Source organism: Stutzerimonas stutzeri, assembly GCF_024448955.1.
GTDB classification, from domain to species: domain Bacteria; phylum Pseudomonadota; class Gammaproteobacteria; order Pseudomonadales; family Pseudomonadaceae; genus Stutzerimonas; species Stutzerimonas stutzeri_AQ.
In genome coordinates this window covers 1-13,728 of the sequence record NZ_JAMOIH010000020.1, presented here as the reverse complement: position 1 = coordinate 13,728, position 13,728 = coordinate 1, and the positions used below count along the sequence as shown (strand labels likewise).

14 protein-coding genes are annotated in these 13,728 nt (G+C 61.4%); 1 reads left to right on the top strand and 13 read right to left on the bottom strand.

Annotated elements, in window-relative coordinates; translation table 11 throughout:
- Nucleotides 1–100: 100 nt before the first annotated feature.
- From NA645_RS20135 to dinB, 12 genes are all read right to left on the bottom strand, one after another.
- Entirely contained in the window at nt 101–586 is a 486-nt protein-coding gene (locus NA645_RS20135) for a type II secretion system protein (protein WP_272892143.1), read from the bottom strand.
- A gap of 20 nt (nt 587–606) precedes the next feature.
- A complete protein-coding gene (locus NA645_RS18500) occupies nt 607–1,092 on the bottom strand; it encodes a prepilin-type N-terminal cleavage/methylation domain-containing protein (RefSeq protein WP_256050194.1) in 486 nt (161 codons plus the stop codon).
- Between the two features lie 211 nt (nt 1,093–1,303).
- Complete coding sequence (locus NA645_RS18495; RefSeq protein WP_256050193.1) at nt 1,304–2,539, bottom strand: type II secretion system F family protein; 1,236 nt, start codon at nt 2,537–2,539, stop codon at nt 1,304–1,306.
- Nucleotides 2,540–2,990: 451 nt separating this feature from the next.
- Nucleotides 2,991–4,715, bottom strand: coding sequence for a GspE/PulE family protein (locus NA645_RS18490; RefSeq protein WP_256050192.1), 1,725 nt, complete (start codon nt 4,713–4,715; stop codon nt 2,991–2,993).
- The gene (locus NA645_RS18485; RefSeq protein WP_256050191.1) at nt 4,712–6,094 is read right to left on the bottom strand and encodes a tetratricopeptide repeat protein; all 1,383 of its coding nucleotides are present in this window, start codon (nt 6,092–6,094) and stop codon (nt 4,712–4,714) included. The genes NA645_RS18490 and NA645_RS18485 overlap by 4 nt, the downstream gene beginning before the upstream one ends.
- Entirely contained in the window at nt 6,091–7,023 is a 933-nt protein-coding gene (locus NA645_RS18480) for an ExeA family protein (RefSeq protein WP_256050190.1), read from the bottom strand. The genes NA645_RS18485 and NA645_RS18480 overlap by 4 nt, the downstream gene beginning before the upstream one ends.
- A gap of 8 nt (nt 7,024–7,031) precedes the next feature.
- The gene (mshL, locus tag NA645_RS18475; protein WP_256050189.1) at nt 7,032–8,633 is read right to left on the bottom strand and encodes a pilus (MSHA type) biogenesis protein MshL; all 1,602 of its coding nucleotides are present in this window, start codon (nt 8,631–8,633) and stop codon (nt 7,032–7,034) included.
- Nucleotides 8,630–8,962, bottom strand: coding sequence for a Type II secretory pathway component (locus NA645_RS18470; RefSeq protein WP_256050187.1), 333 nt, complete (start codon nt 8,960–8,962; stop codon nt 8,630–8,632). Before NA645_RS18470 ends, mshL begins: the two co-directional genes overlap by 4 nt.
- The gene (gspM, locus tag NA645_RS18465) at nt 8,955–9,620 is read right to left on the bottom strand and encodes a type II secretion system protein GspM (RefSeq protein ID WP_256050186.1); all 666 of its coding nucleotides are present in this window, start codon (nt 9,618–9,620) and stop codon (nt 8,955–8,957) included. The genes NA645_RS18470 and gspM overlap by 8 nt, the downstream gene beginning before the upstream one ends.
- Nucleotides 9,613–10,218: a PilN domain-containing protein gene (locus tag NA645_RS18460; protein ID WP_256050185.1), complete on the bottom strand. Its 606-nt coding sequence runs from the start codon at nt 10,216–10,218 to the stop codon at nt 9,613–9,615. The genes gspM and NA645_RS18460 overlap by 8 nt, the downstream gene beginning before the upstream one ends.
- A complete protein-coding gene (locus NA645_RS18455; protein WP_256050184.1) occupies nt 10,218–11,138 on the bottom strand; it encodes an MSHA biogenesis protein MshI in 921 nt (306 codons plus the stop codon). Before NA645_RS18455 ends, NA645_RS18460 begins: the two co-directional genes overlap by 1 nt.
- Before the next feature lie 366 nt (nt 11,139–11,504).
- A complete protein-coding gene (dinB, locus tag NA645_RS18450; RefSeq protein WP_256050183.1) occupies nt 11,505–12,566 on the bottom strand; it encodes a DNA polymerase IV in 1,062 nt (353 codons plus the stop codon).
- Nucleotides 12,567–12,765: 199 nt separating this feature from the next.
- On the opposite strand from dinB, the gene NA645_RS18445 reads away from it, so the two are divergent.
- Nucleotides 12,766–13,041: a hypothetical protein gene (locus NA645_RS18445; RefSeq protein WP_256050182.1), complete on the top strand. Its 276-nt coding sequence runs from the start codon at nt 12,766–12,768 to the stop codon at nt 13,039–13,041.
- 12 nt (nt 13,042–13,053) lie between these two features.
- On the opposite strand, the gene NA645_RS18440 is transcribed toward NA645_RS18445, so the two are convergent.
- Nucleotides 13,054–13,503, bottom strand: coding sequence for an acyl-CoA thioesterase (locus NA645_RS18440; RefSeq protein ID WP_256050181.1), 450 nt, complete (start codon nt 13,501–13,503; stop codon nt 13,054–13,056).
- Nucleotides 13,504–13,728: the final 225 nt, after the last annotated feature.

The window sequence follows — 13,728 nt, the reverse complement described above, 5'->3', positions numbered from 1 at the left end:
CTCCGTAGGGCGGGTGAACCCGCCAGCATAAGGCCGCAGCGGCCTTCAAGCGTGACGGATAAGCACCCACCTACAGAGTTACGGTCTGTGAAGCGGAGGACTAGCCATTGCTCTCAGTGCTACCAGTGCTATCGCCACCACTAGCCTCGGTGTTAGCACTACATGTATCCACAACATCAATCTTGGGGAGGCCTGTTTGAGTGAGCGTATATGTAACCCGGCAATCTGTGCCCAAATAGTCTTCTGGCTTATAAGCACCGGCGGTCCCAACCTGCTCGAAGCCATCCATATCCACTGCCGCGCCAATACCAGCCGCGTCAGCAGTTGGATAGCCGGTAGCGTTAACCGTTACTTCGGCATCACCCTCAAGTTTGACAGAGCCACCGGTGCTCCCGCCTGCTAGCCAAGCTGAATGGACTATCGCGCTTGCGCTTTTCATAGACCCAGCTAGTGCTTGAACAGTTGACGCACGGGCGTCTGAACTAAAGTTCGCAAACCTCGGCAACGCAAACGCCGCCAAAATCCCCAGAATTACAATCACCATAATTAGCTCAATCATGGTGAAACCACTTTGCTGTTTTTTCATGTGCATTCTCCCGGAACGCATTAGTTGAAGGTGTAAGCTACTTGGCCGGTGGAGCTGTCGTACGTGATGACGTCGTCGCCGCCGTCACGTTGATAGGTGTAAGTGCAAATAGTGTTGCCCGGATTCTTGGTCGGGATGTAGTCGCGATCTGTACCCGTGATTGTCGGGATGGAGCCCTGCAATACGTTTGTCCAGAGATTCGTGCAATGCAGGTCAGTCCCTTCGGTATTAACCGGCCAACCTTCGCTATTGACATCCACATTGTTGCTGCCAAAACCCGCCACATTCGTGTTTGGGTTGGTGATTGCCTTACTGCGGTTGATCTCCCATTGCGAGCGGACCAGCGCCACTGCGGAACCCAATGCCCCAGCTGTTCCAGCCACCGCTGCTCGATGTGCGTCCTTGCTCGCATCCATAAACCGCGGCAAAGCCACCGCCGCCAGAATGCCGAGGATGGCGATTACCACCACCAGCTCGATCATGGTGAAGCCCAGTTGTTTTTTCATTTTCAGCCCTTCATGCGTGTTGGTCTGCCCCGGTCTGTCCTTTGGCCCAGGCCGTTATCGTTATGCCGGCCTTCATCCATGAATCGCCGGTAAAGCATCGCGAGCCGTAGCTCATCGTCTATCGCCCCGGCAACGCGAAGCCGGGAAATTGACTGCACCCTTCTTCGTATCTGGCTTAGCAAAAGCCTGGCCAGATGCTAGTTTGTTCGCGTTATCCCCTCCCCTGCGCCGCGCTACCCAATTCCCACATGGGTAGAAACACGCCCAATGCCAGAATCAGCACCATCACACCCATCGCCACGATGAGAATCGGCTCAATGGCGTCCGCTAATTGTTTGAGGTCGTAGTCCACTTCTTGCTCATAGAAGTCGGCCACCTCGATGAAGAGGTCGTCCAGGGCGCCGGTTTCTTCCCCGACGGCCATCATCTGCAGCACCAGCGGGGTGAACAGGCCAGAGTTGTAGGCCGAGCGCGTCAAGGCTTCGCCGCGCTCTACACTTTCACGAATGGAAAGGATGGCTCGGCCGATGTGGCGGTTGCCGACGCTGGCGCTGTTGATCGACAGGGTCTGCAAGAGCGGCACGCCGGCGCGGTACATCATTGCGAAGGTGCGGGTGAAGCGCGCCAGGGCGATGCGCTCGAAGATGCCGCCGACGATGGGCAAGCGCAGTTTTATGCGGTCCCACTGCAGCGCGCCGGCGTCGGTCTCGATCCATTTGAAGAAGCCGTAGAGCCCGCCGACGATCATCAATAGCAACAGCCACCACCAGTCGCGCATGAAGTTGGAGGTGCCGATCAGCAGGCGCGTGGCCCAGGGCAACTGCGCGTGAAACTGGGCAAATACCTTGGCGAACGCGGGGATTACCAGCAGGTTGATGACGCCCAGCGCCACGCCCATGGCGACCAGCACGAAGATCGGATAACGGGTGGCCTGCTTGATGCGCTTGCGCGTTTCGCGTTCGAGTTCCAGGTAGGCGGAAAGCTGTTTGAACGCCTGATCGAGCTGGCCGGTGTTCTCGCCGACGCTGATCATGCTGACGAACAGGTTGTTGAATACCTTGGGGTGCGCATTGAGCGCCACAGCCATGGACAGGCCGCTTTCCAGGCTGGCGCGCACGTCCTGCAGCACTTCGCGCAGGTACAGATTGCGATTGGATTCGGCCAGGCCGCCAATGGCGCGGATGATGGGAACGCCGGCCTTGGTCAGGCTGTACATTTGCCGGGTGAAGATGATGAGTTCGTCCAGGTCGACGCGTTTACGGTGCAGCTTTTGCCGCAGCATGCCCAATGCATCTTCGCCACCCTGTGCCTGTTCGGCTTCGATGGTGAGCGGGGTGATCTGCCGCGACAGTAGTTCGCTCGCGACCGAGTCGGGACTGGCGCCTTCGAGGGCGCCGCTCACCTTGGCGCCCTGGGCGTTGCGACCGGTATAGCGGAAGGCGGGCATCAGATGCGCGCTCCGGTTTGCCAGATCAATCGGCGCCTTACATCTACTTGGCAATGCCGCCCCTCACCCCAGCCCTCTCCCCAAAGGGGCGAGGGAGCGTTCGTGCGGGTATAAAAATGCGGCGACGCTAGGAAGCAAACAGGTGCCGTTGCTCGTTCCCATGCTCTGCATGAGAATGCCGCCGGCGATGCTCCGCGGCGCCCGCAAGCAGAGCGTCCATACTGGGGTGCCCACGCAGGAGCGTGGGAACCATCGGTTATCCGCCACGGTTGCGCAGACCTTGATCGTTTCCGCGCTCCGCGTGGGAATGCGGCCCGCGATGCTCCGCGTCGCGGGGACGTGGCGCGTCCCTTCTGAGGTGCCCATGTGGGAACGTGGGACCCATCAGCCAACGCCGTACCGTCCCGATTCGCCAGCGAGCGGGCTCCTACAAAGGGAGCGAGGTGGTGCATCATGCGCTCACCTCGTCGTCGGCCAGCGTGGCGCAGACCTTGAGGACTTCATCCACGCTGGTGATGCCGGCGATGGCGTAATCCAGAGCGCTGGCCGCCAATGGCCGGTATTGCGGTTGCCGGCGTGCGGCTTCGGCGAAGCCCTGGGGATCGCCGCGCCGCAGGGCGGCGATCATCGGTTCGTCGAGTTCGAGCAGTTCGTAAACGCCAACCCGCCCGCTGTAGCCGGTGTTGTGGCAACGGTGGCAGCCGCTGCCATGTTTGAACTGCTCGTCCGCCAGCGATTCGCCGTACAGGCTTTCCAGCCAGGCGATCTGTCGGGGATCGGGCTGATGGTCCTCGATGCAGTTCTCGCACACGCGACGGATCAGGCGTTGGGCCAGCACCGCGTTGAGCGCGGTGGCGACCAGGAACGGCTCGACACCCATGTCGATCAGGCGCATGGCCGAGGTCAGGGCGTCGTTGGTGTGCAACGTCGAAAGCACCAGGTGACCGGTGAGCGCGGCGCGCAGGCCTATCTCGGCGGTTTCCTGATCGCGGATCTCGCCCACCAATACGATGTCCGGGTCCTGACGCAGGGCGGCGCGCAGCACGCGGGCGAAGGTCAGTTCGATCTTGCTGTTGACCTGCACCTGGTTGATGCGTGACAGGCGATATTCCACCGGATCTTCCACGGTGATGATCTTCTTCTCCGGGCTGTTCAGCTCGGACAGCCCGGCGTAGAGCGTGGTGGTCTTACCCGAGCCGGTGGGGCCGGTGACCAACACCATGCCATGCGGGCGCTGCAGCAGACGGCGAAAGCGCTCGAGCATGGCCGGCGGCATGCCGGTGCCTTCAAGCTGGAACATGGCGCCGCTCTGGTCGAGCAGACGCATCACCACCGATTCGCCGAACTGCACCGGCATGGTGGAAACCCGCACGTCGAGGTTGCGGTTCTTCACGCGAATATTGAAGCGCCCGTCCTGCGGCAGGCGTTTCTCCGAGATATCCAGACCGGACATGATCTTCAGGCGCATAACCAGCGCCGAGGCGACGCGCTGCTCCTTCATCACCTGCTCGTTGAGCACGCCGTCTATACGCTGACGGATGCGCACCATGCCTTCGTCCGGCTCGATGTGAATGTCCGAGGCCTTCATCTGCACGGCATCTTCGAACAGCGTCTGCAGCAGGCGCACCACTGGCGCGTCGCTGTTGCTTTCGGCGCCCAGGCGCGACAGGTCGAAGTCGCTGTCCTGCAGTTCGCCTTCTAGCTCGCCGGCCAGCGAGGCGATTTCACTGGTGCGCCGGTAAAGCTGGTCCAGCGCGCCGAGCAGCTCGCTTTCACGGACCACGGCCGGATGGACGCGCTTGCCGAGCAGGCGCTCCATCTCATCCTGGGCAAAGAGATCGAGCGGATCGGTCATGCCCACCAGCAGGCCATCGCCCTGGCGCGACAGCACGATCACACGGAAGCGCCGGGCCACAGCTTCGGGCAGACTTTGCGTCAACTGATTATCGAACTTGTAGTGCTTGAGTTCGACGAAGGGGATCTGCAGCTGCTCGGAAAGCGCCCGGAGTAGACGCCCTTCATCGATGAAGCCGAGATCGAGCACCGTGCGACCGAGCTTCGAGCCGGTACGTTTCTGATCCTGCAGCGCGAGCTGCAACTGCGTGTCGCTGATCAGCCCGGCCTGGACCAGAAGGTCACCGAGGCGAATCTTGCGCTGACGGAGATCCTGAGTCATTTCGTTCCTCCGAGGGAATCGGCGCGTTCGGCGGCAAACTGGCGCGCGCTGCCATCCAGCCCCTGCCCTCGCAATGCGAGGCGATAATGCCGAGCGGCCTGCGGCGCCTGATCGAGCTGTTCCAGTGCAATGGCCAGCCCGAGCTGCCAAGCGCCCTGATTCGGCCGCGCAGCGATCAGTCGACGATAGGTCGCGGCACTCGCGGACCAGTCGCCAGCCTGTTGGTACAGGGCGGCAAGCAGAGCGTGATATCCGGCGTTGCGTTGCAGTTCGGGGGCGCTCTGCTGCAGCGTGGCTATGGCAGCGGCCTTGTCGCCAACCTGTAGCTGACCGCGAGCCAACAGCTCGCGTAGCTCCGCATCGAACGGCCGCGCCTCCAACTGCGCCGGCAACCACGCCAGCAGTGCGGCGGTATCACCAGCAGCAAGATAGCCGCGAGCCAGCCAACGGCTGATCTCGGGATTGTCCGGTTGAGCCTGATGCAGCGTCTGCAATTGGCGGATCGCCAGCAAATGTTCGCCTTGAGCGAGGGCCTGGCGCGCTTCGGCAAGGGCGTCTGGCTGGTGCGCACCGATGCTGAGTGTGCTGGGCCCAGCCGCAGCCGGGCGCTCTACAACTGCCGCTGGGCGCGGTGTGGCTTGCTGTTCGAGTGCTGGCTTCGACACGCTGTCCGGCTCGGCCGGAGCCACTTCTCGGGTGACCCAGTCGGGCAATGCGTCTTCGCCTGGATCGGCCTGTTCAGCAACCGGCAGCGATGCAACGGGTTGCTCGACGTCCGTCTCGGCATTCGCAAGCGATACGTCCAGCCACAGTTGCGCCCGATCTCCGGCCGATTCGAGCCGATCAGCCACGTTTATCCGATCGCCCATACCGACCAGTAGCACCTGAACGCCCTCGCCCTGGGCCTCGACGCTCCAGGACAGACTCTGCCCGTTCGTCTCGATGCGTCCGGTGCGCGGCGCGCCAGTGAACTGAACGTCTTGCAGCTGGAAACTGACCGAGCCGCTGGCATCGGTTCGCTGGTAGCTGACGGGCCGGTCGAGCAGCAGTTGCAAAGTGAAACGCTGGCTGTCGTTCTGCGGCAGCACCTCCAGCAGTCGTATCGCGGCCAGCGCTTGCGGCATCACTTCTTCAATCGGAGCCGGCGATACCACCTCTGGCTCGGTAGGCGTTGCCAGACGCTTGGAAAGCACGAACAGCGCGATGGCCACCAGCACGACTGCCGACGCGATGAGCAGCCCGTGGCGAAGATGATCATAGCGTTCGCGCCGGGCCGAGCCGGCTTCGTCCACCGCATGGATGCCGTCCAGTTGTTCGCGTTCAGCCGGCGCGGCTCGACGCGCGTCGAGGTCACGCAACATATCGTTGACCAGGCTCACGGCAGCACCTCGGCGAGTTGCGCCAGCCAGGGCCAGGCTCCAGCGATCAGCGCCAGTGACAGGCAACCGCCGGCCAGCGTCCAGCCGAGGCGCCGCGACGGGCTGCGCCAGAACGGGCGCGCGCCTTCGGTATCGTCCAGAGCTCGGCGTACGTGACGGGCCAGAACCTGGCGAGCCCCTTCACCGAACGCCACCATCAGCGATTTGTTCGCCAAGATGTTGAGCAGGCGCGGAATACCGCCACTGCCGCGCACCAACAAACGAACCGCCGCTGGCTTGAACAAGGATTCACCGCGGTAGCCGGCAACGGCAAGGCGTTCCTGCAGGTAGCGGGTGGCGTCGCTGACATCCAGCGGACGCAGGCCATAGGAAAAGGTGATGCGCTGGCGCAGTTGGCGGAAATCCTCGCGTGCCAGCGTGGCGTCCAGTTCCGGCTGGCCGAACAACACGACCTGCAGCAGCTTGCGGTGTTCGGTCTCCAGATTGGTCAACAGCCGCAGCGCTTCGAGCGTCGCGGTGGGCAATGCCTGGGCTTCATCGATCAACAGAACGGTGCTCTTGCCCTGCCCGGCCAGCTCGATCAGCCGCTCGTGCAACGCCGCGAGCAAACCGTGATTGTCGAGGTCTGCAACATTGGCGATGTGCAGCTCATGCGCCAGCGCCTGCCGCAAGGCCATGGGCGTCAGCGTGGGATTGGGCAACCAGGCGACCTGATAACGCGCCGAATCCAGCTCGTTCAGCAGCGCGCGGCAGAGCAGCGTCTTGCCGGTGCCGACTTCGCCGGTGACCTTGATGAAGCCCTCGCCCTCGGCCAGCGCCACGCGCAGCAGGTTGAGGCAGGCCTGATAGGTGGCGAGCTGGACCATGAAGCCCGTGTTCGGTGTGAGCGCGAACGGCTTTTCGCGCAATCCGAAAAATGCTTCGTACATGCCAGCCGTTACCTGGTGGACCGGAAGGATTCGGCGCTGTTGCGCAATTCATCCAGCCAGACCTGATCATCCACGACCTGCGGCCGCATGAGGATCACCAGTTCGGTCTGCTCCAGGGCTTTTCGCTGTTGCTGAAACAAGCCACCCACGATCGGCAATTTCGAGGCCCAGGGAATGTTCGCGTCGTTATTGGTGTTGCGGTTTTCCAGCAGGCCGCCGATCACCACCACCTGACCGCTGCGGGCGCGCACGATGGAGTCCGATTGGCGGGTCGTCGACAGCGCCAGCGGCAAGTTGAAGACATTGTCCTCGCCGCCCAGCTGGATGCTCTTGTTCTGATCCTGCACACGGCTGACGGTCGGTCGTACGTGCAGGGTGACCTGGCCGTTCTCGTCGATCTGCGGCGTGACGTCCAGCGAGATACCGGAGAAGAACGGCGTCAGGGTGATATCCAGGTCCGGTGCGGTGGTACCGCCGATCAGGGACGTGGTGGTCGTGGAGACATCAGTGACGAAGAATTCGTCGGTACCAACCTTGATCACCGCCTTCTGGTTATTCAGCGTGGAGATCCGCGGGCTGGACAGCACCCGAACCTCGCCCTGGGTTTCCAGCAGCTGCAGCATGCCGGTGAAATCGCCGACGCTGACCGCTGCGCTGAAGACGCCGCCGACGTTGTTGGGGCCGGTCAAGGCGTCGCCCTGCACCCCCAGCGAGAAGTCGGCGTTGCCGATACTGCCCAGCTGCGACCAGTTGATGCCGGCCTGGAAGCCGTCGGAAAGGCTCACTTCCAGGATCTTGGTTTCAAGGATGACTTGCCGCTGAAGGTTGCGCTGCGCCTGTGCCAGGAAACGCTCCACCGCCTGCTGATCGTTACTGGAAGCACGCACCACCAGGAGACCAGCCTGCGGGTTGACCATGATCTGGTTGCCCTCCTCCGTACCGATCATCATCTCGATCACGCCACGTACCTCGCTCCAGAAATCCACGTTGCTGCTTGTCAGCAGTTGGCTGGCGTTGACGGTCGATGAGGAGGTGCTGGTCGTGGTGCCTGTGGCACTGGAGCCCGTGTCTTCGCTGCTGGTGACCTGACCGGAGCTGATACGGGTATCGGTCATACCCTGACGCTGAACGTTGAGGTAGTTCAGGTCATAGGTGCGGGTGATCGCCTGGTTCGGCTGGATCTGATAGCCATAACTGGTACGGCGGTAATCGTAGCCATAGCTGTCACGCACGGCCGCGAGCACTTCTTCAAGAGTGACGTTACTCAGGCTGAAGGTGATGTTGCCGGTGACCGCAGGATGCACCAACAGGTTCTTGCCGGCGCTCTGCATCAAGCTGAGAAAGAATTCGCGAGCCGGCATGTCATTAGCCGCCACATCGAAGCGCGAGCCGCTATCGGTCGGTCCGCTGACGATATCGAGCGGCGGGATCAACGCCGCCTGCACCGATGGCGGCGGCGCGACCTTGTCCTGGCTTTGCCGCAGACTCTCCTCGAACAGACGGTTGCTCTGCTCGTAAAGGCGCCGGTCGCCATCTTCGAAGGTCTGGCAGGCGCCGAGCAGGCAAAACAGGCTCAACACGCCGAGGCGGGGCAACAGAGTCGGCATCATGGCTGGGTACGGCTCATTGGGATGATAGGGGCGCTCAGGCGCAGCTCTTGCCGCTGACCCTCGCGATCAATGACAACGGAGTGCGGGCGAACCGCGAGGACGCGTGCGTCCCCGATGCGTTCACCGATCTCAAAGGTTTGCCCGTTGATCACGGCGGCGACGCGCTCCGGGCCTCGCAGAATGGCCTGCAGCCGTAACGGCTCAGCCGCTTCTGCTGGCGTATCGCTGACGACCCGCCCGGCCGGGGGCTGAGTGGGGTCCTTGGCAAAGACCGGCGCAGCGACGAGCAAGGCGGCCAGGCCGATCATGTTGATTGAAGACTTAAACACCCACCCACCCCGCATCGCGACTCAAGGTATGCAGATCCAGGATGATGCGCGCCCGGCTGGCGCCGCCCTCATCCACATCGTAATCAAGACTGTCCCAATGCAAGCGCCAGCCGCTGGCCTGGATCGCGGTGAGGTAGGACACCAAAGCGAAATAACCGCCTTCGAGGGTCAGGCGCAGGCCGTGACGGTAGAACACCACTGGCGGCGCCTTCTGCTCTAGAGATGCCGCGGCTGGCGCACCCGGAAAGGTCAGCGGTGCGCTAGAACTCTCCAGCGCGATCAGCTTGAGCTGATCGTGGTTACGCAGGAGGTCCTGCAGCAAGGCTTTCATTTTTGCCGGGGAGACGAGCGTGCTGGTTTCCACGTCGATGCGTTGAAGCAACTCATCATGATTGGCTTGCGCTGCCTGCAAGGCCTGCCGGTAACTCAGGTTGGGGTCGGCGGCGAGCCTGGCCTGGATGTCGAGCAGATTGTTTTCGGCCTCGAGCTGGCGGGCTTGCGCGAGCTGCTGACGTTGATGCTCGGCGGCAAGCCGCTGCTCCAGCGGCTCGGCGACCAACAGCACGTAAAGCATGATCAGCAAGGCTAGCCCCACCGCGTAGCTCAGCCATTGCTCGCGCGGCGCCAGGCCCCGCCAATAGGCGATGAGCTTATTCATCGTCCCCCTCCACCGCAGCCTTTGAGGACAAGCGGAATTGCAGTAAATCCTGTTCGTCGCGCTGCAGATCGAACCGCGCGAAATCCCGCCCGCTGAACGCGCTGCTCTGGCCGAGGCTCTGCAGATAAAGCGGTAGGAGTTCCTGATCCTGCGTCAGGCCCTCCAGTGCCATTTCGTCACCACCTGCCTGCAGGCGGATCTGCGTTAGCCAGAGACCCTGTGGCGGATGACGGTCGGCCAGACCCTGCAACAGCGCCGCGAAACCACTGCTGCGCTGCGCATCGAGCGTTTTCAGGTAATCGGCCAGGCGCTGAAGTTCGCGGTTTTCGGCTTCGCGGTCAGCCAATTGCTGAGGCAGGAGAGGGTCGAGCGTCGGCTCGATGAAGTCAGCCTTGACCTCGGCGAGCTGCGCTTCGGCCTGCGTGGCCTGTCGCTCGGCGAGCTCGGCGGCTTTACCGGCAGAATGCAGTTGCCAACCCTGCCACCCAGCATGAATAGCCATTAGTGCGGCAATCAGCGCGACACCCAGACCCATCTGACGCAACCGCGGGCCACCCTTGTTGCGGCGTTCGCGCTGATAGAGGTTGATGTTCTGCATCAATGTGTTTCCTGACGTAGAGCGGCGCCAACGGCGCCGATGCAGAACGCCTGAGACGACTCGGGAAGCTCACCCGCCGGCTGCCCCGGAAACAGGTCGCGAAGATCGAGCCGCTGCAGATTCACTGCCAACCCGCTGCCTAGCGATTCGAACGTGCGCTCGCCGTCCTGCTTCATCGGCAGCAGCAACAAGCGGTTGATATAGCCTTTGCCCAACTGGCTCTCGAAGTAATCGAGCGAACGCTGGATTTCCAACGTCGTGCTGGCCAGATCCTGCCTCGCGCGCGCCAAGCCGTGCTCGATACGACGGGCCATGTACAGGTCGGCATCGTTCTGTACGCAGATCAGGCCTTCGCTTGTACGCAGGCGCAGCAGCGCCACATTGATACCGCTGGCGCCCGCCAGAAGACCCAGATTGCGAAACGCCATTTCAGTGATGTCGATGCTCGCCAGTGACAGTCCGGCGTGCTGTACCAGCCTACGGAGCTCCTTCATTCGGGATTTGCTCAGAACCGCGCAGTACACCATGCGCGTGCGTCCCCGGTAAGCATCTTCAGGGAGACTGAAACAGTCGATGGCGACATTTTCCAACGGCTCGCTGAGCAGATCCTTGACGCGCCAGCGCATTGCGTCGCGCAGCTCCTCGTCCGACACCTCCGGGGCTTCCAGCAGGAATATCTGATACGCAGCAGGATGCAGCAGCAGGTTGGCAGGCATGCCAGTCAGGCCGTGATGGGCAACGGCTTGCCGGAGCAGTTCGGCCTGCTGGGCCGGCTCGCCTTCAAGGAAATCGCAGCACAGCAACTGCGGCGCCTCGCCATTCGCGCGCCGGATATGTGCCAACGCAATACCTTGCGGCCCGCATTCGATGCCCAGCATGCCGCTTGTAGCCGCTTTGCGACGCTTGAACAACAACCCCATCGGACGAAGAACTCCTGTCACTACTCGGAACCACACGCCATGAACAGCGAACCTTAGGACAATCATTTCCTACCTGATGGCAAATTGCCATTCAGCAATTGGCGAGACTCTAACAAAATGTCACGGGCGAGTCCAAATTCTGACACTCATTCACTTTGCGACTCGTATCACGCCAAAAACCCGTTATTTTATATTGACCGTGTCGTCTTCCAGCGTTAAACCACAGTTACGACGAACGGCAACGGAGTGGGATTGGACGCGCCTTGAATATGGCGCTAGATGCGTTAGATCGGTAACAGCAACGCTCGTACCAAGTGTGGAGCACGAACACAGTCGAATTGACGGAGCCGACCAGCGGCAAGAGAGCTAAAACAAACTCAGCTGCATGAAGTCGTTGCGCAAATCGATCAAGCGGACCCCGACGCCCATCAGCCGCACTGGCCGCTTGCCTCGGGCATAGGCGCCGGCGACGAGATCAGCGTAATCCTCCAGCTCGAGACCGGCGCCTGCCTGCTCGAAGGTCGTCTGGGTGAAGTCGTGAAATTTGAGTTTGACGAAGGGTTTGCCCGGTCGGTATCCACTGTCGAGCCGGGCCATCCGACCGGCGAGATCTTCGAGCAGTTCGGGCAATCGTTCGAGGCAGGCTGCAAGGTCCGGCAGGTCGCGCTCGTAGGTGTTTTCCACGCTGACCGACTGACGCCGTCTTTCAACTTTAACCAGGCGCTCATCGACCCCGTGCGCCAGCCCCCAGAGCCGCTCGCCGAACGAACCGAAACCCCGAACCAGATCCAGCCGCTTCCAGGTGCGTAGATCCGCGCAGGTATGAATGCCCAGTCGTTTGAGCTTTTCGGCAGTCACGCGGCCTACGCCATGCAACTTGGCGACCGGTAGCGCCAGCACGAAGTCTTCGACCTGATCCGGGGTGATCACGAACAATCCGTCAGGCTTGTTCCAATCACTGGCGATCTTGGCGAGAAACTTGTTCGGCGCAACGCCCGCCGAAACCGTGATACGCAGCTGCTGCCATACCCGACGGCGAATATCCTGGGCGATACGGGTCGCACTACCGGAGAAGTGTTCGCAGTCGCTCACGTCTAGAAAGGCCTCGTCGAGCGACAGGGGCTCGATAAGATCGGTATAGGTACGAAAGATCTCGTGGATCTCTCGCGAGGCTTCCTTATAGGCGTCCATACGGGGCCGAAGGATCAGCAGGTCCGGACAGAGCTTCAGGGCATGCCCGGACGCCATCGCAGAGCGCACACCGTAGGCGCGCGCTTCGTAGTTGCAGGTGGCGATGACGCCACGCCGGTCGGCCAGCCCGCCCACAGCGATAGGTCGGTTCGCCAGACTGGGATCGTCACGCATCTCGATGGCCGCGTAGAAGCAATCGCAATCGACATGAATGATTTTGCGCGGCTTGTTAACCAACTGGGCTGCCTTGACTCTGGACCGATTCGGTCCACTTAAAAACGCGGTTGATACCCATCGAACCCACGACGAGGCCAGACTGAGCGGCGCCATTATCCATCATCCTGGGCCCAGAACGCTCAATCGCTGCAAGCGAACAATCCTCCATGCATCGAGTCGGAATTAGGGAGTAGGCCCAATTCACCTACCGGAGACTCCCATGAAAACCACGCATCTTACCGCTGCCGTCATTGCCAGCTTTATCGCTACTAGCGCGATGGCCAATCAGGACGATATGCATGACAGCACGCACGGTGCCGCCGGTGACGCCCACGGTAGCGCCATGAGCGAAAACCATCAGCGCGCCAACACCGCCGATGTCAATAAAGACGGCACGACCCTGGATGAAAAAATGAAAAAAGAGGTACAGGACGACTGGCGCGAAGACGCCGAGGAGCGTCGTGACGCCGATGTGAGCAAACCGGAACAGCGCTGATTTGAAGGCTCGTTAGAGTTCGAGGGGATAAGGCTGAACCAGAGCCTGGCCGTACCCCTCCACGAACTCCGTAGGCATCCGCTTGGGCTTGCCACTCGACATCTGAATGCAGACGAAGGTCGTCTGAGCCCGTAACAGGGTCGTGCCGTCCGCCGGCCTGACCAATTGGAAGTTACGCTTCATCTTCAACCGCTGATCGGAATCCACGATCCAGGTTGCCAACTGCAGACGATCGCCCAGATAGGCCGCTGCCAGATAATCGATCTCGTGTCTGAGCACCGCCATGGCGCGATCCAGACGACGATAATCTTCCACCCCCAGGCCCAGACTCTGAGAGTGCTGCCAGGCGCTCTGCTCCAGCCATGAGACATACACCGCGTTGTTGGCATGGCCCAACTCGTCGATATGGTCGGCCTCGACTGCGATGTCGATTATGAACGCGTCGGCTTGATCCCAGATCATGCATCCTCCTCGCTGTGCTGTGCGCCGTCAGACGCTAATGCTGCTATTGGAAGCTAGACGCTGATGGATGTCACGCCTGTGCCGAACGTCTATGACGGACCATTCAGCACAGCGAGCCGTTTCATCCTGATGAAGGGGACCGCGCGCCCACTTTCAATGCGCCCAAAACAAAAAGGGCCACTTCGTGAGAAATGACCCTTTGGCGCCCAAAACGGGCAATAAAAA